Consider the following 24850-nt stretch of genomic DNA (forward strand, 5'->3'; position numbering starts at 1 on the left):
CCTACACCGTTTGCCCCGAGCCTGTCGAAGGGCTGCTCTTCTTTCTCCAGCCATTTGGAAAAGTCCAACCCTTCGACAGGCTCAGGGCAAGCGGAAATTATTCGGCTGGCCTATTCGGCATCCTTCCCGCTATGCGACTTCCCATGGCATCCGCGGAGATCGATCAGCTGACCAATGCGCTCGCCCGCTTGCCGGGTCTCGGCCCGCGTTCGGCGCGCCGCGCGGTGCTGCACCTGCTCAAGAAGCGCGAGGCGGCGTTGACGCCGCTGCTGCGCGCGCTGGAGACGGTCGCGGACAAGCTCGCGACCTGCGATATCTGCGGCAATGTCGATACGATCAACCCGTGCGGCATCTGTACCGATGCGAAGCGCGACACGCGCTCGCTCTGCGTGGTCGAGGAGGTCGCCGATCTCTGGGCGCTCGATCGCTCGCGGCTGTTTCCGGGGCGGTTCCACGTGCTGGGCGGGCGGCTCTCGGCGCTGGACGGGGTGCGGCCCGAGGACCTGCATATCGACACGCTGATCGCCCGCGTCTCCGGCGGCGAGATCGACGAGGTCGTCCTCGCGATGAATGCGACTCTCGAGGGCCAGACCACGGCGCATTATCTCGCCGAACGGCTCGAGGAGCATCCGGTACGGATCACCCAGCTCGCCCATGGCCTGCCCGTCGGCGGCGAACTCGACTATCTCGACGAGGGGACGCTCGCGCAGGCGTTGAGGGCCAGGCGGCCGGTCGCCTGATCGTCATTGCGAGGAGGCCGGAACTGGTTTCGGGGCGACGCGGCAATCCAGAGCGGTTGGGCAAGCGTTTCCAGGCTCCGGATTGCTTCGCTTCGCTCGCAATGACGCAAGCCTGTGTCCTTGAAACGATCCGCCCAACCGCATAAATCCTCCCCATGGCCATTTTACCGATCGTCGAAGTTCCGGACCCGCGTCTGAAAACCGTTTCCACGCCTGTCGATGAGGTGACCGACGAAACGCGCCAGCTGATCGCGGACATGTTCGAAACCATGTACGACGCGCCGGGCATCGGGCTTGCGGCGATCCAGGTCGGCGTGCCCAAGCGCATCCTCGTGATCGACCTGCAGGAGCCCGCGCCGCACGATCACGAGCATGGCGAGGAATGCGATCACGACCATGGCGTGATCAACGACCCGCGCGTCTTCATCAATCCCGAAATCCTCGAAACTTCGGACGATATGCGGACCTATGAGGAAGGTTGCCTTTCGATTCCCGATCAATTCGCCGATGTGGATCGCCCAGACTGGTGCGTGGTGCGCTGGCTCGACGAAAATGGCGAGCAGCACGAGGAACGGCTTGAGGGCCTGCTTGCGACCTGCCTGCAGCATGAGATGGACCATCTCGAAGGCATCGTCTTCATCGACCATCTGTCGCGGATGAAGCGCCAGATGGTATTGAAAAAGCTTGAAAAAGCGCGGCGACTCAAAGCGGCGTAGTCGTCCCCGCGGTCGGCCTTCGGGCGCGCCGCGCCACGATTCCTTCCTAAGTTTACATAATTCACACACAGACCGGTCGAAGTAGGGCAGCTATTCTACCCTGTATCGCATCGACGCGATCAAGGGTTCAAACAGCCAGACATTGTCCAACATTGCAAGCGCTCGCCGTTGACGGTTTTCGAACGCCGTCCGGCAATCGGCCGCACATCTCCCCGCAGTGGATTATTCGGTTGCCGCGACGATGGATGCAGCATAGGTTCTCCCTTCGTTCTCACCGGAGTGTTGAATGGATCCGTTGATCGTCTCGCTGATCGTCATGGCCGCGGTCGTTATCGGAGCGGCGCTGGGCTGGCTGGCGAGCGCCCGCGCGGCGGCGCCGCTGCGCGAGGAAAATGCACGGCTGCGCGGCGAGGGCGAAGCGGTCGCGAAAGACCTGCGCACCGCGCTCGACGGCGTGCGGGACGAGCGCGACGCCGCGCAGCGCGAACTGGCGGGACTCAAGGCCTCGGCCGAGGAACGCGACCGCGCGTTCGAAACCAGGCTCACAGAGCTGCGCGAGGCCAAGGAGGCGCTGACCGCGCAGTTCAGCGAAGTCGGCGCAAAGATGCTCGGAGAAGCGCAGAAACAGTTTCTCGAACGCGCCGATGCGCGCTTCAACCAGGCCGGCGAAAAGAATGAGGAGCGGCTTAAACAGTTGCTGAGCCCGGTCGGCGAGCGGCTGAAAGCCTATGAGGAACAGGTCGGCAAGATCGAGAGGGAACGGACCGAAGCCTATGGCGACCTGAAGGGTTTGATGGACCAGATGCGCGCGGGCCAGGAAAACGTCCGCAGCGAAACGGAGAAGCTCGTCAATTCGCTGCGCAACGCCCCCAAAGCGCGCGGGCGCTGGGGCGAGCAGCAGCTGCGCAACGTACTCGAAACGGCCGGGCTCGCCGAACATACGGATTTCTCCACCGAGGTCAGCGTCGACAGCGCCGACGGGCGGATGCGCCCCGATGCCATCATTCGCGTCCCGGGCGGGCGGGCGCTGGTGATCGACGCCAAGGTCTCGCTCAACGACTATCAGGACGCGTTCAACGCCGACGAGGAGGAGGCCCGCGAAATCGCGCTGGCGCGGCATTGCGTGTCGATGAAGACCCATATCGAGGGGCTGTCGCGCAAGGCCTATTGGAGCCAGTTCGACGAGGCGCCCGACTATGTGATCATGTTCGTGCCGGGCGAGCATTTCCTGACCGCGGCGCTCGAGCACGAGCCCTCGCTCTGGGACCATGCGTTCGACAAGAAGGTGCTGCTCGCCACGCCGACCAACCTGATCGCCATCGCGCGGACCGTCGCGGCGGTCTGGCGGCAGGAGGGGCTCGCGCAGGAAGCCAAGCAGATCGGCCAGCTCGGCAAGGAAATGTACGACCGGCTCGCGGTGGCCGCCGGCCATATGCGGACGGTCGGCAGCGGCCTCACCACGGCGGTCAACAATTACAACAGGTTCGTCGGCAGTTTCGAGCGCAACGTGCTCTCCACCGGCCGCCGTTTCGCCGAACTCAATATCGAGACGGGCAAGAACGAGATTGGCGAACTGCAGCCGGTCGAGGCGATTGCGCGAGAACCCAATGTGGCCGCGCTGCCATCTTCCGACAATGACGAGGATACGCCGGACGCCGCGGAATAGCGGATACGATGATGCGGGTTACTGGGCCGTCATTGCGAGCGCAGCGAAGCAATCCAGAGCCGCGGGCGGCACGTGTGCGGCTCTGGATAGCCGCGTCGGCCTGAAACAGGTTCCGGCCTCCTCGCAATGACGGAGGCGCAAATTGCCACATCCGGTCTTTACTGCCCTCAAACGTCCCCGCCGCAGCCCTCGACCGGCGGGCTGCCGCGTTCGGTGATCGTGACGATAGCGGGGTAGGGGGCGCCGCTCATCGCGTCCGCGCAGGGCCGGTCGAGTATCTCGACGGTGATCGAATCATTCTCGTACCGCCGGCCGCCGTCGAACGGCTCGACCTCGGGCGTGCGCGCCGTCACCCGGCGTTCGCCATAATCGGCTTCGTAGACGATCACGTCGTCATAGATGCGCAGGAACCAGCCCGGTTCCTGGCCGACGCCGCGGAATATCGGCTCCGGTTCGGCCGCGGCGGCGGGCTCTTCCGTGTCGCCGCCCGGCGATTCGCCGGCGTCGGGCTGTTCCTCGCAGGCGGCGAGCGTCAGCAAGGCGGCGGCGGACAGCCCGGCCAGGATGCGCCGCGCCATCAATACACCGTGTCTTCGTACACGGGTTCGCCGCCCGCATAGGTGGTCGCGCAGGCCGCGAGGGTCAGCAGCAGCGCCAGTCCGAAAAAGCGCATCAGCCTTCCTTTCTCCGTCGTTCCAGATCGAGCCTGATACCATTTTCCGAACGCAAGGTCAGCCGCGCAATCGGTTTGGGCACATGGCCCGCGACCGGCGATACCGTCCAGTCGCGCATGATCGTCGCCAGTACGATCACCGCCTCCTGCAGCGCGAAGGCCGCGCCGAGGCAGACGCGCGGGCCTTTCGAGAAGGGCAGATAGGCCTTCTGCTCGGACGCCCGGGTTTCCGCCCGGCCGAACCGGTCGGGATCGAAGACGTCCGGATCGTCCCAATGCTCGGTATGCCGGTGCTCGAGCAGCGGGGAGACGAACAGGATCGCGCCGGGCACGATGCGCTTGCCGCGCATCTCCTCCTCCTCGGTCGCGTCGCGCGGGATGAAGGCGACCGGCGGATAGAGGCGCAAGGTCTCGCGGAACACGTCGCGGGTGAACGGCAGGCGGCGCATCTTCTCGAATTCCAGCGGGCCGTCGGCGAACGCCGCATCGGCCTCCGCCTGCAACCGCGCCTGCACATCCGGGCATTGCGCGATCAGGTAGAGCGCCCAGGCGAGCGCCGAGGCAGATGTTTCGTGCCCGGCGAGGAACATGATGCCGATCTGGTCGACCAGTTCGCGCTCGTCGAACCGCTTGCCGGTTTCCGGATCCTCGGCGCGGATGAAGCTGGCCAGCATGTCGCGGTCGGGCACCTCCGCGCCCTGCGCGATCGCGGCGAGCCGCTCGCGGACCGGCCGGTGGAGCAGTTCGCGGATCGTCGCCGCCGAACGCCGGGCCCGCACCCTGCCGAGCGACAGCAATTGCGGCACGCCGGCCAGCGTCCATACGCCGTGCTGCCAGGCGAGATGCTGGAAGCGCTCGAAATTCTCGAAGATGGTTTCGGCCTCTTCGCGGGTGAAGGGCCGGGAATAGATGGTGCGGAAGATGACGTCGGCCGTCACATGCGTCATCTCGAGATCGATCTGCGTATCCGGCCCCGCCGCACCGGCTGCGAACCGCTCGGCCATCGCGTCGACAGCCGCGCGCATCAGCGGGAAGATCGCCTTGATCCGCGTGGCCTCGAAGGCCGGGTCCATCATCCGGCGCTGCTGTTTCCAGAGATCGCCGTTCGACACGAAGATGCTCTCGCCGAGCAGCAGTTCGAGCATCGTCGCCATCAGGTCCGACTTGGGATAGCGGTCGACGTCGCCGAGCAGGATCTGCTGGACGAGATCGGGCTGGTTGACGAAATACATGGTTCGGCGCGGCAGCCGCACCTCGCCGAGTTTCATCGAATAGCTGTTCGCGTAGAGCGGCGCGGTCGAGGAATGGAAGCTCTTCACGAAGCGCGCGAGCGGCCCGAGCTTTTTCGGGTTGCCGGCGGGTTTGGGGGGTACGAGGCCGGTCATCGCACCGCTTTCATGCGCCCGCGCCGCAGCCGTGTGAAGTCCCGCACCGAGGGGCGATGGGCGAAGCGGCCGGCGAGCGTCTGCGGCCCGGCGGTGATCGCGAAATAGTCGTAATCGGCGGGGCGGGCGGCGGCCATGATGTACTGGAAATGGAGCCGCATCCAGTTGCGCGATTGCTTGTCGAACTCGGCCTCGGGCATGATCTCGTGGAATTTGGCGTTGAGCAGCTTGGGATTCTTCCGGTCCGCATTGCGATCGCCGATCGCGGTATAGGGGTCGACCAGCGCGAAACAGGCGCCGTCGGGCGGCGCGGAAATGTCGAGCCAGTCGACGGCACCGCTTTCGGCGACCGCCGCGATCTCGTCGCGCATCGCCTGCGCGTCGGGAAGCCAGGCGAGCCACATGATGGTCTGCCCCAGCGTCAGCAGCGACAGGGCCGGCGCGTCTTCGGGCGTGTCGTCGAGCGCGCGCGCGACGACGGCGATCGCCAGCGCCGCGCCATAGCTGTGGCCGACAACGAGGATCTCGTCGACGCCGCCTTCCTTCAGGCGCGCGCGGAGAAGATCGCCGAAATCGTCGCGGCGCCGGTCGAGCGAGCGGGTGCGGCTCTGTTCCTCGCGCTCGTGAAAGCTCAGGATGCGCCCGACCCAGGTCAGGTTGAACTTCTGTTCGAGCCGATAGGCGAGCCAGAGCAGCCCGAAACCGACGGCGAGGCCGCCGATCAGGCCGGGCAGGCCGATCGCGAAATAGCCGGCCGCGCTCAGCCCGATGCCGACGAGGATCAGCAGCAGGATCGCGATGGCGGGCATCGTCGCGGTGACGCCGGCGGGCCAGCTCCACCGGAAGGTTCTGGCGAATACGCCCGAGCGCAGCGCCCGCCAGCTCGCGGTCAGCGTCACCCAGGCCAGCCTCGCCGGCTGCTTGACCCAGAACTGGCGGACGATATCGTCCCATTCGCAATAGAGATATTCGGTTTCGGTGGTTCCCGCGGCGTCCGAATGGCGGACGTCCCAGCGGACCAGATGGTCGGCGATCCGCGCGCGCTTGCCGACTTCGATGTCGTAGCCGGATACCGCCGCCTGTTTGGCCGCCTCGGCCCGGTAGAGCTGGTGATAATAGCGCACCCCGCGCGGATCGAACCCGCTCAGATAGAGGACGAGGCGGCGGCGGACCGTGCTCATCGCCGGAACTGGTTCAGCACTTCATAGGCCATGACCGCCGTCGCCACCGCCGCGTTCAGGCTGTCGGCCTTGCCGCGCATCGGCATTTTGACGAGCAGGTCGCAGGCGGCCGCATAGTCGGCCGGCAGTCCGGCCGATTCATTGCCGGTCAGGATGAAGGTCGGCGGCACGTAATCGGGCGCCTGATAGTCGAGGTCGGCATCGAGGCTGGTGCCGACCAGCATCCCGTCCCCGTCGCGCAGCCAGGCGACGAATTCCGCCCAGCGCGCGGTCGCGACCGCCTGGGTGAACAGCGCGCCCATCGACGCGCGCACGGCCTCGACCGAAAAGGGGTCGGCGCAATCGTCGACGAGGATCAGCCCGCCCGCGCCGACCGCGTCGCCGGTCCGCAGCATCGTGCCGAGATTGCCCGGATCGCGCAGCGCCTGCGCGACCAGCCAGATATCGGAGGTCGAACGGTCGATAGCGGCCAGCCCGGTATCCCATTCGCGATAGATGCCGACGACCGCCTGGGGATTGTCCTTGCCCGACAGCTTGGAGAGGATCGCGCGCGTCGTCCGGACCGCCTCGCCGCCGGCCCGCTCGGTCGCGGCGACGAGCGCCTGTGCGCGCGGATGATCGGCGGACTCCCCGGCGAAGAAAATCTGCTCGGGCAGCCGCCCGCTCTCCACCGCTTCGGTCAGGATGCGCAGCCCCTCGGCGAGGAACAGGCCCTCGGCGCGCCGGTTCTTCTTGTCGCGCAGCGAGCGGGCGCGCTTGATCAGCGGATTGGAAAAGGCCGTAATGTCGCGGGGCAGGACTCAGTCCTCCCCGAATTTGGACTCGACCAGCGCCGCCAGTTTTTCGACCGCTTCCTCGGCGCCATCGCCTTCGGCGCGGATCGTAATCGTGTCGCCCTTCGCGGCGCCGAGCATCATCAGATCGAGGATCGAGGATCCGGCAACGCTCTGTCCGTCCCGCGACACCTCGACCTCGGTGTCGAGTTCGCTGACCAGGGTCACGAACTTGCTGCTCGCCCGGGCATGGAGCCCGCGCTGATTGGCAATGGTCACCGTGCGCTCGACCGCGCTCAAGCCGCTTGTCCCAATATCTCGGACGCGACGGAGATATATTTCTTGCCGGCATCACGGGCCGCGGCGACCGCATCGGTGACGCTCATCGACTGGCGCGCGCTGGCGAGCCGGATCAGCATCGGCAGGTTCATGCCGGCGATCACTTCCACCTGTTCGGGTCGCATCAGCGAAATGGAGAGGTTGGAGGGGGTGCCGCCGAACAGGTCGGTCAGCACGATCACGCCCTTGCCGTTGTCGACCTTCTTCACCGCTTCGGCGATCTCGGCGCGGCGTTCCTCCATGTCGTCGTCGGGACCGATGCAGATCGCCTCGATCAGCTCCTGCGCGCCCACGACATGCTCCATCGCCACCACGAACTCGCACGCAAGATTGCCATGCGTCACCAGAACCAGCCCGATCATTCACTCACCTGCATTGCCGTTTTCGCCCGCGGCCACCCGCTCGACGGAATCGAGCGACGGGAAGGCCAGATCGCGGTGCGCGACCGTGGGGGAAAATCCCGCCTTACGCAACCGTTCGGCGACCCGTTCGGCCACATGTACCGATCTGTGCCGCCCGCCCGTGCAGCCGAAGGCGAGGGTGACATAGGCTTTTCCCTCCGCCTGGTATCGCGGCAGCAGGAGCAGCGCGAGATCCTCGATCCGGCCCACGGCTTCCTCATAGGCGACATCCTCGGCGATATAGGCGCCGACCGGCGCATCGAGACCGGTCAGCGGCCGCAGCTCCTTGTCCCAATGCGGGTTGCGCAGGAACCGCATGTCGAACACCAGATCCGCGTTGCGCAATATGCCGCGGGCGAAACCGAACGATGCGACCGTCACGACGAGTTCCTCCGCGCTTTTCGAGCTGAAGCGGGCGCGCAGCTCCTTCTGGAGATCGTTGGCAGCGCTGTCGGTGGTGTCGATGACATGCGCCGCCCAGCGCCGGAGCGGCATCATGATTTCGCGTTCGCGGCCGATGCCGTGGGCGGCCGGGCGATCGAGCGCCATGGGGTGGCGCCGCCGGGTTTCGGAAAAGCGCCGCTCGAGTTCGCGGCCGCCGCAATCGAGAAACACGGTCTCGATCTCGAGCGCATGGGATTTGTTCAGCGCCTTGATCCGCTGGACGATGGCATTGGCGTTGAAGCCGCGGGTCCGGCTGTCGATGCCGATCGCGATCGAACGCTCGGCCTTGGCGGGGTCGAGCGGCACGCCGGTCTCGAACAATTTGTCGAACAGGCTCAACGGCAGATTGTCGACCGTTTCCCAGCCCATGTCCTCGAAGGTACGCAAGGCCGTGGACTTGCCGGCGCCGGACATGCCCGTGACGAGCAATATGCGCCGATTGGACGGGTGTGGGTCAGTCATGCGTCGGCCATCGGCAAAGTGACGGTGAAACGCGCGCCGCTTGCCGAATCGTCGCGGTTTCCAGCCTCGATACTTCCATCATGCCCGTCGACAATAGCCTTGGCGATGGCGAGGCCCAAGCCCGAATGCGTGCCGAAATCCTCTTCGGACGGCCGCATGCTGTGGAAACGGCGGAATATCTGCTCGCGCTGTTCTTCCGGGATGCCCGGCCCCTCGTCCTCGACGGAGATATAGACGCGCTCGCCGTCGCCGGTCGCCGCGATCCGGACCGTGCCGTTCGCCGGCGAGAAGGACACGGCATTGTCGAGCAGGTTCTCCAGTGCCCGGGCCAGTTGCGACGCATCGCCCATCACGACCGCGCTCCCGGTCCGGGGACGGCCGAAGGCGATGCGGACCTGACCGTTGAGCCCGCGTTCGTCCCGGAACTGGACGATCGAGCCGATAAGGTCGCCGATATCGACCCGCTCGAAATTCGCGCGGGAGAGCTCGGCGTCGATCCGCGACGCGGTCGATATCTCGGTGATCAGGCGGTCGAGCCGCCGGACATCGTCCTGCACGACGTCGAGCAGCCGGGCCTGGAGCTCGGGATCCTCGACCTTGCGCAGCGTGTCGACCGCGGAACTGAGCGAGGCGAGCGGATTTTTGAGCTCGTGCGCGACATCAGCGGCGAAGGCCTCGGTCGCGTCGATCCGCTGCCGCAACGCCTGGCTCATGTCGGACAGCGTGCGCGCGAGCAGCCCGATCTCGTCGCGCCGCGACGGCAGGCGCGGCAGGACGACCTCGCGCGCGCGCCCCAGGCGCACCCGCCTCGCGGCCAGCGACAGCCGCCTCAGCGGCCGGACGATGGTCCGCGCGAGAAACAGCGACAGCAGGATCGAAACGAGGGCGGCGACGAATATGATGATGCCGAGCCGCAGCCTTTCGTTGCGCACATCGCCGCGGATATCGCGCGCATTGGCGGTCACCAGGGCGATCTGGCCGGGCTCGCGGGAGAGCGGAATCGCCACCGACACCATCGGCGTGCGGTCCGGCGCCAGCGCGAGCTGCGTCGTCACCGCGCCGGTTTCGGGCACGTCGGCCGCGAATTCCCAGGCCGAGAGCCGGTCTAGCTCGGGTTCCTCGAAACGGGGCAGGGGGTCGGCGTTGACCACGGTCTCGATTCCCTGATCCATCCACCGCGCGACGCTGCGGCGCCACGGTTCGGTCGCCGGATCCCGGTTCACATAGGTCGGCTCGGCGACTTCCCAGCTATCGAGGATCGCCGCGCCGTCGGCATTGTAGATCCGGATCCGGTGGCCGCTCCGCCGCCCGAGCGCCGCCAGCAGCTCGGCCCGCTCGCCGGGCTCGGCGCGATCGATCACATTGGCGATCAGTTCGGCCTGGGTCTCGGTCTGGCGCGTGCGCTCGTCGAGCAGCTTGACGCGGTAATTGTCGAGCCAGAAGAAGCTGCCCGCGAGGAGCGCGACCGCGAAGATGTTGACGGCCAGGATGCGGCTCGTCAGCGACCATCGCGCCGACCATCTCAGGTCAAGGTCGTCGCCGGTTCCCACCTATTCCTCGGCGAAACGATAGCCGACTCCGTACAGCGTTTCGATCGCGTCGAACTCGTCGTCGACCTGCCGGAACTTGCGGCGGAGCCGCTTGATATGGCTGTCGATCGTGCGATCGTCGACATAGACGTCGTCGGTATAGGCGGCGTCCATCAGCTGGTCGCGCGATTTGACGATGCCCGGCCGCTGGGCGAGCGATTCGAGGATCATGAATTCGGTGACAGTCAGCGTCACATTCTGGCCGGCCCAGGTCACCCGGTGACGGGCGGGATCCATTTCCAGCCGGCCGCGGACGATCCGCTCGGGCAGTTCCTCGGTCGCGCTCTCGTCCCCGCCGCTTTGCGACGAGAGTTCGCTGCGCCGCAATATCGCGCGGATCCGGGCGATCAGCAGCCGCTGCGAAAAGGGTTTGGAGATATAGTCGTCGGCGCCCATCGCCAGGCCCAGCGCCTCGTCCAGCTCGTCGTCCTTCGAGGTCAGGAAGATCACCGGGATCGCGCTCTTTTCGCGCAACCGGCGGAGCAGTTCCATGCCGTCCATCTGCGGCATCTTGATATCGAGCACGGCCAGGTCGGGCGGATTTTCGATCAGCGCCTTGAGCGCCGTCTCGCCGTCGGAATAGATCCGCGTCGCGAAGCCTTCGGACTGCAGCGCAATCGAAACCGAGGTCAAAATATTCTTGTCGTCGTCGACAAGCGCGATCGTGGCGGTCATCCGGTTACCATATCCTAGGAGTTCCGCGCCTGACTAGCGGTCTCGGCACGGCGCGGCAATGGGCGCTTGTCACCGAATAATCGAGTCTCGCGCGTTGATTTTTCCGCCGCTAACTGCTTAGGCCTGAAGGCAAGTGACGATGGCGCTTTTCAAGGCAGCCGCGTTCTTCCCGGATTTTCTTAGGAGATTTGAATTGTCCGCTCGTACCCCCGCTTTCGATTTGGCCAAACAGGGAATCGATACCGGTACCGCCGATCTGCGCTGGAACCTGACCACCGCGCCGCTGATCGAGACGTCGGTCGAACGCGGCGAAGGCAGGCTCGCCAAACATGGTCCGCTGGTCGTCGAAACCGGCAAGCACACCGGCCGCTCGGCCAAGGACAAGTTCATCGTGCGCGACGGCGAGACCGAGGACACGGTCTGGTGGGGCAAGGTCAACGTCCCGATGTCGCCCGAGCATTTCGCCGCGCTCAAGGAGGATTTCCTGGCCGAAGTCGCGAAGAAGGACACGCTGTTCGTCCAGGATCTTTACGGCGGCTCGCAGCCCGACCATCGCGTCCGGGTCCGGGTCATCAACGAGCTCGCCTGGCACAACCTGTTCATCCGCACCCTGTTGTGCCGGCCGGAAGAGGGCGAGCTGGCGGGTTTCGAACCCGAATATACGATCATCGACCTCCCCAGCTTCCGCGCCGATCCCGAACGCCACGGCACGCGGTCCGAAACCGTCGTCGCGGTCAATCTCTCGGAAAAGCTGATCCTGATCGGCGGCACCAAATATGCCGGCGAGATGAAGAAGTCGGTGTTCGGCATCCTGAACTACAAGCTCCCCGCCGACGGCATCATGCCGATGCACTGTTCGGCGAATATCGGCCCCGAGGGCGATACCGCGATCTTCTTCGGCCTGTCGGGCACCGGCAAGACCACGCTGTCGGCCGATGCGGGCCGCACGCTGATCGGCGACGACGAGCATGGCTGGTCCGACACCGCGGTCTTCAATTTCGAAGGCGGCTGCTATGCCAAGATGATCCGGCTGTCCGAAGAGGCCGAGCCCGAAATCTACGCGACGACACGGCGGTTCGGCACGGTGCTCGAGAATGTCGTCATGGATCCGGCGACGCGGGAGCTGGATTTCGACGATTCGAGCCTCGCCGAGAACAGCCGCGGCGCCTATCCGATCGACTTCATTCCGAACAGTTCGGAGGAAAATCTCGGCCCGGTGCCCAAAAACGTGATCATGCTGACCGCAGACGCGTTCGGCGTGCTGCCGCCGATCGCGCGGCTGACGCCGGACCAGGCCATGTACCACTTTCTCTCGGGCTACACGGCCAAGGTCGCCGGCACCGAAATCGGCGTGACCGAACCCGAAGCCACCTTCTCGACCTGTTTCGGCGCGCCGTTCATGCCGCGCCATCCCAGCGTCTACGGCAATCTTCTCAAGGAGCGGATCGCCATGGGCGGCGTCAAATGCTGGCTCGTCAATACCGGCTGGACCGGCGGCAAGTACGGCGTCGGCAACCGGATGCCGATCAAGGCGACGCGCGCGCTGCTGAATGCCGCGCTCGACGGCAGCCTCAACGACGCCGAATTCCGCGTCGATCCCAATTTCGGCTTCGACGTTCCGGTGTCCGTGCCGGGCGTCGACGACGCGATCCTCGATCCGCGCGGTACCTGGGACGATCCCGAGGCCTATGACGAGATGGCCGCCAAGCTGGTCGGGCTGTTCATCGACAATTTCGCCCAGTTCGAAGAGCATGTCGACCAAGGGGTGCGCGAGGCGGCGCCGACGCCGGCCTGAGGCCTGTTCAACCGGAGCTAGGCTCCGACCCGTCGTCGGCGGGCAGCGCGGCGAGCGGCTCGACGGCGAGCCGGTTGCCCTCCGCCCCTACGATCCGCATCCGCGTGCCGACTCCCGCATCGGGGCCCGACGCCGACCACACGCTGTCGCCGACCTTGACCCTGCCGAGGCCGCTCTCGATCGGTTCGACGACCTCGACCGTCTGTCCGATCATCTGGGCGATCCGCGCGTTCAGCAGCGGCGCGCTCGAAAGGATCGGATAGACGTCGAACCAGCGCTTCGCGATATAGACCGACGCGACCGAAGCCAGCGCGAAGATCAGCAATTGCAGCGGAAACGCCAGCGGCAGGGCAAAGCTCAATAATCCGGTGAAGATCGCCGCGCCGCCGAGAAACATCAGATACGCGCCGGGCGCGATCATCTCGGATATCAACAGGATTATCCCCAGGATCACCCACAGCATTTCGCCGCTGATCTCGATGCCGCCGATATTCATCGTTCCGGCCTCCTATCCCGATCCGCCGGCGCGCGGCGGCCGGCCGGGTATGACGGTGCCGCCGTCGTCGCCGCCAAAGGCTTCCTTGGCAAGTTCCCCGATTCCGCCCAGCGTGCCGATGAGCTGGGTCGCCTCGATCGGGAACAGGATCGTCTTCGCATTGGGCGATTTCGCGAAGGCCTCGACGGTTTTCACATAATCCTGCGCGATGAAATAGTTGATCGCCTGGGCGTTGCCGCCGGCGATCGCGTCGGACACCATCTGGGTCGCCTTGGCTTCGGCCTCGGCCTCGCGTTCGCGGGCCTCGGCATCGCGGAACGCGGCTTCGCGCCGGCCCTCGGCCTCGAGGATGTTGGCCTGTTTTTCGCCCTCGGACCGCAGGATTTCCGACGCGCGCGCGCCTTCGGCCTCCAGGATCGTGGCGCGCTTCTCGCGCTCGGCCTTCATCTGCCGGGCCATCGCGTCGACGATATCGATCGGCGGGCGGATGTCCTTGACCTCGACGCGGGTGATCTTGACGCCCCAGGGCGTCGTCGCGTCGTCGACGACCGCGAGCAGCCGGGCGTTGATCTCGTCCCGCTTGGACAGGGTTTCGTCGAGATCCATCGATCCCATGACCGTCCTGAGGTTCGTCGTCACGAGATTGAGAATCGCATTGTAGAGATCCGACACTTCATAGGCGGCCTTGGCGGCGTCGAGCACCTGGAAGAAGACGACCCCGTCGGTCGAGATCATCGCATTGTCCTTGGTGATGATCTCCTGGCCCGGAATGTCGAGCACCTGCTCCATCATGTTCACCTTGCGGCCGACCCGATAGAAGAAGGGCATGAAGAAGTTGAAGCCGGGCTGGGCGACGGTGGTGAAACGGCCGAAATATTCGATTGTGTAGTTATAGCCCTGGCGGACGATCTTGATCCCCATGACCACGAAAATGATCGCGAGCAGCGCGAGAAACATCACCACTCCGAAAAAACCTTCCATCACACCGCTCCTTCCGAAAATCCGACCTCTGCGCCGCATATTGGGCGCAATCGCGGGGGCTGCCAAGGCTTAATCGGGTGTCGGCCCCGTCATTGATAGAGGGAGGAAGCGGTTCGTCGAACCCCAGGCCCCGGCGACTTGCCCGACGCCGGGCCGGCTGTCATGGACGGGCCATGATACGAAGACTGCTCGCCGCGTGCGCGGCCCTGTTCCTCCTCACGCCCGCACCCGCGCAAACCCTTCCGACGGAAGCGGATTTGCGGCGGCATATCGAAATCCTGGCGAGCGACGATTTCGAGGGGCGCCAGCCCGGCACGGCCGGCGAAGCGCTGGCGGTCAGCTATATCGCCGCCCAACTTGCCGATGCGGGCCTGCTGCCCGGCTATCGCGGCAATTATTACCAGCCCGTCGCGCTGGTCAGCCGCACGGACGGCTCGGTGACGCTGCGGACCGGCGGCGCACGGACGGATGGCGGCGAGATACTCGCGATGGGCAACAGCGAGCGCGTGACGCTCGAGGATCTGCCGCTGACTTTTGTCGGCTATGCGGTCGATATCGGCGACGAGGATGGCGGTGCGATGGGCGCGGCGCGGTTCGACGGCCAAGCCGTCCTGCTGCTCGGCGGCGCGCCCGAAGGCGCGGAGGCGGTGCCGTCCTACCGCACGCGCCTCGCCTTTTTCCGGGAGCGCGGCGCCGCGGCGATCATCGGCATCGTCGAGCCCGACATCCCCTGGGAAGCCGCGGCGGCCGGCATGCGGTTCCGCCAGACCTATCTGGCGTCCGACCGCCGCGCGCCGGTCGAGGCGATCCTGTCGGCGCCGACCGCCGATGCGATATTGAGCGGCATCGGACAGTCGCGGGAAACGCTTGGCGCAATGGCGGCCGCCCCCGGATTCAGGCCGGTCGCGCTGGATATGGCGATCGGCCTCGAGGTCGAGACGGTCATCGACCGCTATGACGGAATCAATGTGGTCGCGCGATTGCCGGGCACCGGCGAAACGGGCGAAACCGTGCTGTTCTCGGCCCATCACGATCATTTCGGCATCTGCCGGCCGGACAGCGACGAGGACCGGATCTGCAACGGCGCGGTGGACAATGCGAGCGGCACGGCTGCGCTGATCGAGACGGCGCGCGCGCTGGCGCAGGGCGAAAGGCCGATGCGCGATATCCTGTTCCTGACCACGACCGCCGAGGAGGACGGACTGCTCGGCGCGCGGGCCTTTGTCGCCGAGCCGCCGGTGTCGCTCGACGCGATCGTCGCGGTCTTCAACCTCGACACGATCGCGATCGCGACTGCCGGCGCGGCGGTCGGCATCATCGGGCGCGGCATGACGCCGCTCGATACGCTGATCGACGCGGTCGCGGCGGAAAACGGCCGCACGATCGACACCAGCACCGACATCAACGGCTTCGTCCAGCGCAACGACGGCTGGGCATTTCTGGAGCAGGGCGTGCCGGCGGTAATGGCGGGCGGCTCGTTCACCGATCCCGAGCTGCTCAACGCGTTCCTGCGCGGACCGTATCACGGGCCGGACGACGAGATCGCCGATATCGAACTCGGCGGCGCGCTGGAGGACACCTGGCTGCATATCGCGCTCGGCCGCGCTTTTGCCGATCCGGCCCGATATCCGTCCCCTCGGCGCTAGCAACCGGCGCGCTTCCCTCCTATAGACGCGCGACAGCGATTCTGGAGCAAGGTGAACGCGGTCATGGAAATCAGCGAAGGACTCACATTTGACGACGTCCTTTTACGCCCGGCGGAATCCGAAATCCTGCCCAGCGCAGCCGACACCACGACGCGGGTGACCCGCGAAATCGGCCTCAACATCCCGATTCTCTCCGCCGCCATGGACACCGTGACCGAAGCCGACATGGCGATCGTCATGGCCCAGCTCGGCGGGATCGGCGTGCTCCACCGCAATCTTTCGATCGAGGAGCAGGCCGGCGCCGTCCGCGCGGTCAAGCGCTTCGAATCCGGCATGGTCGTCAATCCGATCACCATGGCCCCGAACCAGACGCTGGCCGATGCGCTCGAGCTGATGGAGCGCAACCGGATTTCGGGCATTCCGATCACGGAAAAGACCGGCAAGCTGGTCGGCATTCTGACCCACCGGGACGTGCGCTTCGCCGAAAATCCAGGCCAGCCCGTCTCGGAGCTGATGACCCGGGACAATCTCGCGACGGTGGGGCAGGGGGTCTCGCAGGAGGAAGCCCGCCGGCTGCTGCACCAGCGGCGGATCGAGAAGCTGATCGTCGTCGACGACGACTATCGCTGTGTCGGGCTGATCACGGTCAAGGATATCGAGAAGGCCGTCACCTATCCGCACGCGACGAAGGACGATTCCGCCCGATTGCGCGTCGCCGGGGCGACGACCGTCGGCGACAAGGGGTTCGAGCGCACCGAAGCGCTGATCGACGCCGAGTGCGACCTGATCGTGATCGACACGGCGCACGGCCATAACCGGTCGGTCGGCGAGGCCGTCGAACGGGTGAAGAAGCTCTCCAATTCGGTCCAGGTGGTCGCCGGCAACGTCGCGACCGCGGAAGGCGCGCGCGCGCTGATCGGATCCGGCGCGGACGGGATCAAGATCGGCATCGGCCCGGGTTCGATCTGCACGACGCGCGTGGTCGCCGGGGTCGGCGTGCCGCAGCTGACCGCGGTCATGGAATCGTCCGAAGAGGCGGCCAAGTCCGACGTCCCGGTGATCGCGGACGGCGGCTTGCGGACGTCGGGCGACGTCGCCAAGGCGCTGGCCGCGGGCGCGTCAGCGGTGATGATCGGCTCGCTGCTCGCGGGCACGACCGAGGCGCCGGGCGAAACCTTCCTCTATCAGGGCCGGTCGTACAAAAGCTATCGCGGCATGGGATCGGTCGGCGCGATGGCGCGCGGTTCGGCCGACCGCTATTTCCAGCAGGACGTGACCGAGCAGCTCAAGCTCGTGCCCGAGGGCATCGAGGGACAGGTGCCGTTCAAGGGCCCGGCCAAGGACGTCATCCATCAGCTGATCGGCGGGGTGAAGGCGGCCATGGGCTATACGGGTTCGGCGACCATCGAAGCGCTGCAGAAACGCGCCTCTTTCTTGCGGATCACCAATGCCGGCCTGCGCGAAAGCCATGTTCACGACGTGGCGATCACGCGTGAAGCGCCCAACTATCCGACGCGCTAGCGCGGTGAAGCGCGCCGGCGCCGGTCGCCCGGAATGAAACCGGCGGCGCGCCTGCAGGCGGCGATCGAGCTGCTCGACGAAATCATCGCCGCGGCGCACGGCAATGGCGCGGCCGCCGATACGCTGATCAAGCGCTATTTCGGGGGGCGCCGCTATGCCGGGTCGAAGGACCGGCGCGCGGTCCGCGATCTCGTCTATCGCGCGATCCGGCGCCATGGCGAGGCGCCCGTCAGCGGCCGGGCGGCGATCGTCGGGCTGGCGCAGGACGAACCCGCGCTGCGCGACCTGTTCGACGGATCGGAGCATGGGCCGGCGCCGCTCGCCGGCAACGAGGTCGGCGCGCTGCCGAGCGCCATGCCGCACTGGCTGCGCGCCCGCTTTGCCGATGCCGTCGACGACACCGATATCGAGAGCCTGACCGGCCGCGCGCCGCTCGATATCCGGGTCAATCTCGCGCGGACGTCGCGGGAGACCGTGCTCGACCCGCTCGACGGCGCGGAGCCCGGCAGGCTGAGCCCCTCGGCGGTGCGCTTGCCGCAGGGATTTCCGATCGAGCAGCACGCGCTCTGGCGCGACGGCCTGGTCGAAATCCAGGACGAGGGCAGCCAGTATATCGTCGACCGATGCGGCGCCGAACCGGGGATGACGGTGGTCGATCTGTGCGCCGGCGCAGGCGGCAAGACGCTCGCGCTGCATGACCGGATGCACGGAGAGGGACGGCTGATCGCCTGCGATGTCGACCGCAAGCGCCTCTCCCGGCTTGCGCCGCGCGCCGAACGGGCCGGGATGACGGGAATCGAGACGCGGCTGCTCGATCCGGGCCAGGAAAGCGCGGCGCTGGCCGATCTGGCGGATGCCGTCGATATCGTGCTGGTCGACGCGCCGTGCAGCGGCACCGGCACCTGGCGGCGCAATCCCGAGGCGCGCTGGCGGCTCGATCCGCAGGCGATCGACCGTTACGCGGCGCTCCAGGCGCATCTGCTCGACACCGCGGTGCCCCTTGTAAAGCCCGGCGGTTTTCTGGTTTACATCGTCTGTTCGCTTCTGGCGCGAGAAGGGGAAGGGCAGATCGCACATTTCCTGAAAACCCGTTCGGATTTCAGCAAGGTGAACCCTGCTAACGAACAGGCCGTGGCGGCGGGCGACGGTTTCATCCTGACCCCGGCGCGCCACGGAACGGACGGGTTTTTCTTCGCAAGGCTGCAACGGTCATGCTAGAAGACCGCACGGAAACTGTAACGGAGCTCATCATGCGCTTTTCGCCGCTCGCCATCGCCATCTCCCTGACGCTCGCCACCGTTTCGAGCGGCGTGCACGGCCAACGGGGCGACGACGATATCGATCCGCGCTCGGTGGCGCTGGTCGAAGCCGGCCGCGCGGCGCTGGCGGAAGGCGACGCGCAACGGGCCGCCGATCTGGTCGAAAGCGCGCTCGCGGTCGATCCGCGCAACCGCGACGGATTCGTCGCGCTGGCCGAAATCTCCGAAGCCAACGGCCTGCCCGGCAAGGCAATCCGCTTCTATCGCGAAGCGCTGACCATCGATCCCAACGATCTTGCGGCGCTGGAAGGCCAGGGCCGGGTGCTGGTGCGGCGCGGGGCGGTCGAACGGGCGCGGCGCAACCTGGTGCGCATCGAGGCGCTGTGCGAGACCGAATGCGCCGAAGCGACGGCGCTGGCCGCCGCGATCGAAAATGGTCCGCCGGCCCGGATGGCCGCGCAACAGGCAGCGACACCGGTGCCGGAAGCCGAAGAGGTCATTACCCCCTGACCGCGTCGATCGCGCGGGCCAGCGCGACATAATCGGCGACCTCCAGCGTTTCGGCGCGGCGCGTTTCGTCGATCCCCAATTCTTCCAGCGATTGAAGCGCATGCGGCACGTTCTTGAGACTTTGCCGCAACATCTTGCGCCGCTGGCCGAACGCGGCCTGGGTCACGGCCCCGATCGTGTCGACGCTGACGCCCGCCGGCGCCGTCTCCGGCACGATATGGACGACCGCCGACATCACCTTGGGCGGCGGAACGAAAGCCGAGCGATGCACTTTCAGGGCGATTTCGGCCGCCGATCGCCACTGGGCGAGGATCGAGAGCCGCCCATAGGCCGCGTCGCCGGGGCCGGCGACGATGCGCCGGGCCACCTCTTCCTGGAACATGAGGGTCAGCGACCGCCACCAGGGCGGCCAGTCCGCGACCGTCAGCCAGCGGACGAGCAGGGCGGTACCGATATTGTAGGGCAGGTTGGCGACGATATGCGCGCCCTCTGCGCCGGCCTCCGGCTCGTCGATCGCCATGGCGTCGCCGGACACCAGCTCGAGCCGGCCGGCGAAATGCGCGGAAAGTTCGGTCAGCGCCGCGATACAGCGATCGTCGCGCTCGACGGCAATGACGCGCGCACCGGCAGCCAGCAACGCCCGGGTGAGGCCGCCCGGCCCGGGGCCGACTTCATAGACCGTTGCTCCGTCGAGATCGCCCGGAATCGCGGCGATCCGGGCGAGCAGCTGGCCGTCGAGAAGGAAATTCTGCCCCAGCGCCTTGTTCGCGCGCAGCCCGTGCCGGGCGATCACGTCGCGCAGCGGCGGGAGTGCCGTCACGCAGCGACGCTGCCTTCGTAGATCGCCCGTTGTTCGGCGCAGAAGCTGGCGAGGCTGATCGCCGCGATCGTCGCGCCCGGATTGGCCCTGTCCTCGCCCGCAATCTCGAAGGCGGTGCCATGATCGGGGGAGGTGCGGACGATCGGCAGGCCCAGGGTCAGGTTCACGCCCTCGTCGAAATGGAGGGTCTTGAGCGGGATCAGCGCCTGGTCGTGATAGAGGCAGAGCGCCACGTCATATTGCGCGCGCGCGGCCTCGTGGAACATCGTGTCGGCCGCAAAGGGCCCGCGCGCGTCAAACCCCTCTTCGCGCAGCTGGGCGATCGCCGGTTCGAGGAAATCGATCTCTTCGCGGCCCAGCGCGCCGAATTCGCCGGCATGGGGGTTGAGCCCCGCAAAGGCGAGCCGCGGGTTCGCGATCCCGAAATTCCGCTCCATCCCGCGCGCCGCCGCGCGTCCCTTGTTGACGATGAGCTCCACCGAAATGACATCGGGCACATCGCGAAGCGGAATGTGCGTCGTGATCGGCACGGTCTTCAGCGTCGGCCCGGCGAGCATCATCGCGGCGTTTTCGCGTCCGACTCCGCATCGTTCGGCGACAAATTCGGTCTGTCCGGCATGGGTGAACCCGATATCGTAGAGCCGGTTCTTCGAAACCGGTCCGGTAACCACGGCCTGCGCGGCGCCGGAACGGGCGAGGCCCACCGCCATTTCGAGCGAATCGAGCGCGCAGCGTGCGCCCTCGGGCGTCGGAAAGCCGGGCTTCACCTGCTCGCCGCTCTCGACGGCCAGCAACGGCAGGGCGCGATCGAATGCCGCGCCCGCCTCGTCGGGCGAACCGATCCGTTCGACCGGCCCATCCCACACGGCGCCCAGCGAACCCGGATCGCCGACGGCGAAAAACGGTTTCAGGTCGTAGGTCCGGCGTTGCGCCCAGCTTTTGCCCGTGATTTCGGGGCCGATACCCGCCGGATCGCCAAGAGAGACTGCTATCGGCGTCATGAAAAACCGGCCTCAGCGATATTCGATGACCGCATCGCGCCGCAGGTCGCGCAGATAGCGCCGCGCCCGGCGGTCGGCGCGTTCCTGCTCCAGGCGCGCCATGATCACGTCCGCATCCGGTTCGGCGCTCGCCGGCGGGTCGTCGCGGCCGCACAGCACGAGCACGCGGACGCCGTCCGTGAGCGAACCGAACGGCGTGGTGGCCTCGCCGATCTGCAGGCTGCCGATATTGCGTTGGAGCACGTCGGGCAGGTCGCCGAGCCGGACACCGTCATTCTGGACGACCTCGCCGCCCAGCTCGGCGGCGATCGTGCTGGCCACGCCGCATCCGCCACCGGCCTGGGTGGCCGAGGACAGCGCCTCGATCTGGGGTTCGGCCACGGCCCGGGTCGTGCCGGGCGGGAAGGTCAGCGTGATCTGCGTGAGGCTCAGCACCGCGTCGCGCGGGTTGCCGACGAGAATCTGCCGCTGGTCGATCAGCGCGATAATCGAAAAACCGCCCGGGATCGGGATCGGCTGGCTGACGCCGCCGACCGGCATCTGGGTGACCACCGCCGCCAGTTCGGGCGGCAGCTGGGCCGGCTGCAGCCAGCCGAGATCGCCGCCGACCGCCGCGGTCGATGCCTGGGAAAACTGCCGGGCATAGGCCTGGAACGAGCCGCCGGACTGGATCTGTTCGAGAATGCGCCGGGCGCCGTCGAGCATCTCGGCCTCATTGTCCGGCCGGGCCGGCAGGTAGATTTCGGCGATCCGGTATTCGGTCTGGCCGCGCGACGCCTCGAGCCGTTCGACGATCGCCTGCACCTCGGCGTCGCTGACCCCGACGGTCGGGTTGACGTAGCGCCGCAACAGCCGGCGCCATGCCAGTTCGCCTTCGATCTGCCGTTTCATCGACCGCGCCGAACTGCCCTGCGTTCTGAGAAATTCGGTGAACTGCTCGGGATCGGCGCCCGAACGCTGGGCGACCTGGGCGAATGTCGCGTCGACATCGGCCGACGGGACCTGGATGTCGTTGGCCCGGGCTTCCTGGATCTGCAGCGTCTCGTCGATCAGGTTGCGGACGATCTGCATGCGCAGCCGCTGGCGCTCCTCGTCGCTGATCTGCGCGGCGCTGTTCGCCGCGAGAAACAGGTTGAGCCGGTGATCGACATCGGTGCGGGTGACGATCTCGCCATTCACGATCGCCGTCGGTTTGCGGATGTTCGGATCGCGCTCGCCGAACACCGTAAAGGTCGACGGTAGGTCGAGCTGCGCCGCCGTATTGGCCATCGCTTCGTCGGCCGTCTGGGTCGCGCCGTGCGATGTCGCGAGCGCCGCAAGGCCCGCAACCGCGAATATCTTGATGGTCCGGCGCATTCCGCGCCCTCGAAACTGTTCACGCATTACTGTAAAGAATCCCATATCTGCCGAGGCCCAAGGCCAGCAATTGTGTCGCCTCTATTAGAACGAATGTTCCTGAACCATAGCTTAGCGGCCCAAATTGGTTAAGGCAAAGCGTAGCAGGAAAGTGTCGCCCCGCCGCGCGTCGCCGGTGTCGTCATAATCGCGCCGCCAGGTGAATCCGAATTCGAGGCCCTCGTCCTCATAGCCGAATCCGAGCCGGGTGCGGACCGGTTCGAAACCGTCCGACTGCGATATCGGATCCTCCTGCCGGCTCGTCAGGTCGATCACGGCCGAACCGAAGATCGACCAATAGTTGCCGAGCGCGACCCGGGCGGAACTCCGCAGTTCCTCGCGGTCGCGCAAATCCTCGACATTGAAGGTGATGTCCCGGTTGAGCCGGAGATAGCCGATCTCGGCATAGGTGGTGCGCGAGCCGATCGCGAAGTCTATCTCGTTGCGGCGCAGCTCGAGATTGTCCTTGTCGAGTCGGAACCGGTGGGTGAGGGCCAGAAACCGCCCATAGCGGATTTCCGTCCGTCCGACGAAATCGGAAAAGCGCGAGGCGAGGCCGGTTCCGGTCGGAAAAAGCGTCGGCTCGCGGCTGAAACGGTAGCTTTGCGCCAGGCTCGAGCGGAGCGAAAAGCGCGGCAGGTCGAGCGCATATTCGCCGCCATAGGTAACGCGCGCGCCGTCCTCGAACCGGTCGTAGCCGGGAAACCGGTTGAGGGCGAACACGTTCGCGCTTTCGAGCTCGATCGACCGCGAATCCTCGTTCGGCACTTCGAGATTGGACAGCGGGGGCGTCGCCACGAACTGCACGCGCGGCGTGATCCGCTGGACGCCGCCCAGAACCTCGCCCACGAACGGCCAGGCGACATCGGCCGCGACCGCGCCGATGCCGCGAAACTGCCAGCCTTCCTCGCCCCGGTAGAGACCGGTGAGCGTGTCGGCATTTTCGTCGGAATGATAGGCATCGCCGCGGACGAGCGCGGTCAGCGTGACCTGCTGGCCCATGGTCGTGATCCGGCTCAAGCTCCATTCGGCACTGGCGAACGCGCGCTGCGTGTCCTGCCCTTCGGTGCGCACGATGCCGAGCGAATTGGCCTGGAGCTTGACCGTGCCGCCGAGCCAGTCCTCGTTCATCCGCAGCCGATAGTCGATCACCGGAATCACGAACGGCTGCTGCCCGGAGTCCGAGGTCACCCGGAGATCCTGGACGGCCCAGCCGGCAAGCGAGAAATAGCTGTCGACCCCGATCCGCTCGGCCGCCACGGTCGAACGCAGCCGGTCGTCGCGCGAAATGTCGTAGCGCCGCAGAAACGTATCGTCGGTGGTCAGCCGGCCAGAACCGCTGATGCTCCAATAGGGCGTGAACTGGAACCGCCCATTGCCTTCGATATAGCCTCGGAAGTCCTTGTTGCCGTTGGTGGTGAAACCGCCGCCGGGAAGCGGGTCCCGGCGCGTGCCGTAGGTCGCCATGCCGCCGATCTGAAACGCGCCTTCGGCCGCCAGGTTGCGGTAGTTGGCGGAGATCGAGGGCAGGACTTCGGTGTAGAGGCGCGGGGTGATGGTCAGATCGCGATTGGGCGCGATCTGGAGGTAATAGGGAATGCCGATTTCCAGCCCGTTGGTCCGGCTCAGGCGGAGGTCCGGGACGAGGAAGCCGCTGGAGCCGCCGGCCGTGCCGTCCGGATGCGAGAAGGCCGGGAGCGCCATGATGGTGACCCCGAAGAGCTCGAACCGGGCATTGCTGTAGCGGATGCGGTTCGTCGCGGGATCGTGGACGATCCGCGCCGCGGTGATCCGCCAGCTCGGCCGCCGCGGTTCGCCGTCATAACCCACCGCCCGATAGGGGGTGTACGCCGCGTTTTCGAGGGTCGATACGCCGTCGGTCCGGTTGCCCTGGCGCGCGGCGAGACGGCCGCCATTTTCCAGGACGATCAGCAGATTGTCGACCATGCCGTCGCGCAGCGTGTCGGTCAGCGTCGCCGCATCGGCATAGGCGGTCTCGCCCTGCGGCGATCGCACCGCGACATTCCCGCTCGCTTCGACCGATCCAGTGCGCCGGTTCCAGACGACGCGGTCGGCGCGGAGCCGCGCGCCGGCCCGCACGAGCTGCACGTCGCCGGTGGCGGTCACGATATCGGCCTCGCCGTCATAATCGACCGTCTGCGCGCTGAACGCGATCTCGTCCGGACTCTCGGGCGATGCGAGCGGCGGGATTTCGGTGTCGGTGAATATGACCGGCGGGATCATGTCCCGGAAACCGACCGGCGCTTCGCCCTGCGCATGGGCCGGGTTCGCGGAAACGATCAAAACCAGCGGCAGCGCGGTCAGGCTGAGGATATGGCTACGCGTCAAAATTACCACCGGTCACTGTAACGGCCCTTCGGC

At 66.5% G+C, this 24850-nt stretch carries 23 protein-coding genes; 8 read left to right on the top strand and 15 right to left on the bottom strand.

All coding sequences use genetic code 11. The features are described from left to right. The first annotated feature begins 143 nt into the window (after positions 1-143). From recR to rmuC, 3 genes are all read left to right on the top strand, one after another. Entirely contained in the window at positions 144-740 is a 597-nt protein-coding gene (recR, locus tag ACTS1X_RS12175) for a recombination mediator RecR (RefSeq protein WP_442614667.1), read from the top strand. A gap of 155 nt (positions 741-895) precedes the next feature. Then, positions 896-1456 carry a peptide deformylase gene (gene def / locus ACTS1X_RS12180; RefSeq protein WP_442614668.1) on the top strand — a complete coding sequence of 187 codons (561 nt, stop codon included), beginning with the start codon at positions 896-898 and terminating at the stop codon, positions 1454-1456. Between the two features lie 286 nt (positions 1457-1742). After that, positions 1743-3122 (top strand): DNA recombination protein RmuC, encoded by a 1380-nt coding sequence (rmuC, locus tag ACTS1X_RS12185; protein ID WP_442614669.1) that lies wholly within the window; start codon positions 1743-1745, stop codon positions 3120-3122. A gap of 167 nt (positions 3123-3289) precedes the next feature. Here rmuC and ACTS1X_RS12190 read toward each other — a convergent pair whose 3' ends face one another. The 9 genes from ACTS1X_RS12190 to ACTS1X_RS12230 all read right to left on the bottom strand — a co-directional run bounded on the left by ACTS1X_RS12190 (position 3290) and on the right by ACTS1X_RS12230 (position 11044). Beyond that, entirely contained in the window at positions 3290-3700 is a 411-nt protein-coding gene (locus tag ACTS1X_RS12190) for a hypothetical protein (RefSeq protein WP_442614670.1), read from the bottom strand. A gap of 94 nt (positions 3701-3794) precedes the next feature. Next, positions 3795-5180: a cytochrome P450 gene (locus ACTS1X_RS12195; RefSeq protein ID WP_442614671.1), complete on the bottom strand. Its 1386-nt coding sequence runs from the start codon at positions 5178-5180 to the stop codon at positions 3795-3797. After that, positions 5177-6361 carry a hypothetical protein gene (locus ACTS1X_RS12200; protein ID WP_442614672.1) on the bottom strand — a complete coding sequence of 395 codons (1185 nt, stop codon included), beginning with the start codon at positions 6359-6361 and terminating at the stop codon, positions 5177-5179. Before ACTS1X_RS12200 ends, ACTS1X_RS12195 begins: the two co-directional genes overlap by 4 nt. Beyond that, positions 6358-7158 carry a TrmH family RNA methyltransferase gene (locus ACTS1X_RS12205; protein ID WP_442614695.1) on the bottom strand — a complete coding sequence of 267 codons (801 nt, stop codon included), beginning with the start codon at positions 7156-7158 and terminating at the stop codon, positions 6358-6360. The genes ACTS1X_RS12200 and ACTS1X_RS12205 overlap by 4 nt, the downstream gene beginning before the upstream one ends. 3 nt (positions 7159-7161) lie before the next feature. Beyond that, positions 7162-7434, bottom strand: a complete 273-nt coding sequence (locus tag ACTS1X_RS12210) for an HPr family phosphocarrier protein (protein WP_442614673.1) — start codon at positions 7432-7434, stop codon at positions 7162-7164. Then, entirely contained in the window at positions 7431-7835 is a 405-nt protein-coding gene (locus tag ACTS1X_RS12215; protein ID WP_442614674.1) for a PTS sugar transporter subunit IIA, read from the bottom strand. Before ACTS1X_RS12215 ends, ACTS1X_RS12210 begins: the two co-directional genes overlap by 4 nt. Further along, positions 7836-8780, bottom strand: coding sequence for an RNase adapter RapZ (gene rapZ, locus ACTS1X_RS12220; RefSeq protein WP_442614675.1), 945 nt, complete (start codon positions 8778-8780; stop codon positions 7836-7838). Further along, the gene (locus ACTS1X_RS12225; protein ID WP_442614676.1) at positions 8777-10330 is read right to left on the bottom strand and encodes an ATP-binding protein; all 1554 of its coding nucleotides are present in this window, start codon (positions 10328-10330) and stop codon (positions 8777-8779) included. Before ACTS1X_RS12225 ends, rapZ begins: the two co-directional genes overlap by 4 nt. After that, a complete protein-coding gene (locus ACTS1X_RS12230; RefSeq protein ID WP_442614677.1) occupies positions 10331-11044 on the bottom strand; it encodes a response regulator transcription factor in 714 nt (237 codons plus the stop codon). Between the two features lie 193 nt (positions 11045-11237). On the opposite strand from ACTS1X_RS12230, the gene ACTS1X_RS12235 reads away from it, so the two are divergent. Beyond that, entirely contained in the window at positions 11238-12839 is a 1602-nt protein-coding gene (locus tag ACTS1X_RS12235; RefSeq protein WP_442614678.1) for a phosphoenolpyruvate carboxykinase, read from the top strand. Positions 12840-12846: 7 nt separating this feature from the next. On the opposite strand, the gene ACTS1X_RS12240 is transcribed toward ACTS1X_RS12235, so the two are convergent. Both ACTS1X_RS12240 and ACTS1X_RS12245 read right to left on the bottom strand, forming a co-directional pair. Further along, positions 12847-13335: an NfeD family protein gene (locus tag ACTS1X_RS12240; RefSeq protein ID WP_442614679.1), complete on the bottom strand. Its 489-nt coding sequence runs from the start codon at positions 13333-13335 to the stop codon at positions 12847-12849. Positions 13336-13347: 12 nt separating this feature from the next. Further along, positions 13348-14292, bottom strand: a complete 945-nt coding sequence (locus ACTS1X_RS12245) for an SPFH domain-containing protein (protein WP_442614696.1) — start codon at positions 14290-14292, stop codon at positions 13348-13350. Between the two features lie 197 nt (positions 14293-14489). Between ACTS1X_RS12245 and ACTS1X_RS12250 the strand changes: the two genes are divergently transcribed. The 4 genes from ACTS1X_RS12250 to ACTS1X_RS12265 all read left to right on the top strand — a co-directional run bounded on the left by ACTS1X_RS12250 (position 14490) and on the right by ACTS1X_RS12265 (position 19252). After that, positions 14490-15962: a M28 family peptidase gene (locus ACTS1X_RS12250; RefSeq protein WP_442614680.1), complete on the top strand. Its 1473-nt coding sequence runs from the start codon at positions 14490-14492 to the stop codon at positions 15960-15962. Positions 15963-16025: 63 nt separating this feature from the next. Beyond that, on the top strand, positions 16026-17483 hold the full coding sequence (guaB, locus tag ACTS1X_RS12255; RefSeq protein WP_442614681.1) for an IMP dehydrogenase: 1458 nt from the start codon (positions 16026-16028) through the stop codon (positions 17481-17483). Between the two features lie 33 nt (positions 17484-17516). Beyond that, positions 17517-18701: an RsmB/NOP family class I SAM-dependent RNA methyltransferase gene (locus tag ACTS1X_RS12260; protein ID WP_442614682.1), complete on the top strand. Its 1185-nt coding sequence runs from the start codon at positions 17517-17519 to the stop codon at positions 18699-18701. Positions 18702-18733: 32 nt separating this feature from the next. Then, positions 18734-19252, top strand: coding sequence for a tetratricopeptide repeat protein (locus ACTS1X_RS12265; protein ID WP_442614683.1), 519 nt, complete (start codon positions 18734-18736; stop codon positions 19250-19252). On the opposite strand, the gene rsmA is transcribed toward ACTS1X_RS12265, so the two are convergent. From rsmA to ACTS1X_RS12285, 4 genes are all read right to left on the bottom strand, one after another. Next, entirely contained in the window at positions 19242-20072 is an 831-nt protein-coding gene (rsmA, locus tag ACTS1X_RS12270; RefSeq protein ID WP_442614684.1) for a 16S rRNA (adenine(1518)-N(6)/adenine(1519)-N(6))-dimethyltransferase RsmA, read from the bottom strand. The two genes, ACTS1X_RS12265 and rsmA, sit on opposite strands and share 11 nt — an antisense overlap. Then, a complete protein-coding gene (pdxA, locus tag ACTS1X_RS12275) occupies positions 20069-21073 on the bottom strand; it encodes a 4-hydroxythreonine-4-phosphate dehydrogenase PdxA (RefSeq protein WP_442614685.1) in 1005 nt (334 codons plus the stop codon). The genes rsmA and pdxA overlap by 4 nt, the downstream gene beginning before the upstream one ends. A 12-nt stretch (positions 21074-21085) precedes the next feature. Beyond that, complete coding sequence (locus ACTS1X_RS12280; RefSeq protein WP_442614686.1) at positions 21086-22429, bottom strand: foldase protein PrsA; 1344 nt, start codon at positions 22427-22429, stop codon at positions 21086-21088. Between the two features lie 111 nt (positions 22430-22540). Continuing rightward, on the bottom strand, positions 22541-24817 hold the full coding sequence (locus ACTS1X_RS12285) for an LPS-assembly protein LptD (RefSeq protein ID WP_442614687.1): 2277 nt from the start codon (positions 24815-24817) through the stop codon (positions 22541-22543). Positions 24818-24850 lie beyond the last annotated feature (33 nt).

The organism is Parasphingopyxis sp., assembly GCF_052168275.1.
Lineage (GTDB): Bacteria > Pseudomonadota > Alphaproteobacteria > Sphingomonadales > Sphingomonadaceae > Parasphingopyxis.

Excerpts from the sequence above, each read along its gene's own strand:
- ACTS1X_RS12245 (WP_442614696.1), bottom strand. The coding sequence starts at position 14,292 with ATGTTTCTCGCGCTGCTCGCGATCATTTTCGTGGTCATGGGGATCAAG.
- pdxA (WP_442614685.1), bottom strand. The coding sequence starts at position 21,073 with ATGACGCCGATAGCAGTCTCTCTTGGCGATCCGGCGGGTATCGGCCCC.
- ACTS1X_RS12280 (WP_442614686.1), bottom strand. The coding sequence starts at position 22,429 with ATGCGCCGGACCATCAAGATATTCGCGGTTGCGGGCCTTGCGGCGCTC.
- ACTS1X_RS12230 (WP_442614677.1), bottom strand. The coding sequence starts at position 11,044 with ATGACCGCCACGATCGCGCTTGTCGACGACGACAAGAATATTTTGACC.
- ACTS1X_RS12240 (WP_442614679.1), bottom strand. The coding sequence starts at position 13,335 with ATGAATATCGGCGGCATCGAGATCAGCGGCGAAATGCTGTGGGTGATC.
- ACTS1X_RS12195 (WP_442614671.1), bottom strand. The coding sequence starts at position 5,180 with ATGACCGGCCTCGTACCCCCCAAACCCGCCGGCAACCCGAAAAAGCTC.
- ACTS1X_RS12215 (WP_442614674.1), bottom strand. The coding sequence starts at position 7,835 with ATGATCGGGCTGGTTCTGGTGACGCATGGCAATCTTGCGTGCGAGTTC.
- guaB (WP_442614681.1), top strand. The coding sequence starts at position 16,026 with ATGGAAATCAGCGAAGGACTCACATTTGACGACGTCCTTTTACGCCCG.
- recR (WP_442614667.1), top strand. The coding sequence starts at position 144 with ATGGCATCCGCGGAGATCGATCAGCTGACCAATGCGCTCGCCCGCTTG.
- def (WP_442614668.1), top strand. The coding sequence starts at position 896 with ATGGCCATTTTACCGATCGTCGAAGTTCCGGACCCGCGTCTGAAAACC.
- ACTS1X_RS12200 (WP_442614672.1), bottom strand. The coding sequence starts at position 6,361 with ATGAGCACGGTCCGCCGCCGCCTCGTCCTCTATCTGAGCGGGTTCGAT.
- ACTS1X_RS12190 (WP_442614670.1), bottom strand. The coding sequence starts at position 3,700 with ATGGCGCGGCGCATCCTGGCCGGGCTGTCCGCCGCCGCCTTGCTGACG.
- rapZ (WP_442614675.1), bottom strand. The coding sequence starts at position 8,780 with ATGACTGACCCACACCCGTCCAATCGGCGCATATTGCTCGTCACGGGC.
- ACTS1X_RS12250 (WP_442614680.1), top strand. The coding sequence starts at position 14,490 with ATGATACGAAGACTGCTCGCCGCGTGCGCGGCCCTGTTCCTCCTCACG.
- ACTS1X_RS12265 (WP_442614683.1), top strand. The coding sequence starts at position 18,734 with ATGCGCTTTTCGCCGCTCGCCATCGCCATCTCCCTGACGCTCGCCACC.
- ACTS1X_RS12260 (WP_442614682.1), top strand. The coding sequence starts at position 17,517 with ATGAAACCGGCGGCGCGCCTGCAGGCGGCGATCGAGCTGCTCGACGAA.
- rmuC (WP_442614669.1), top strand. The coding sequence starts at position 1,743 with ATGGATCCGTTGATCGTCTCGCTGATCGTCATGGCCGCGGTCGTTATC.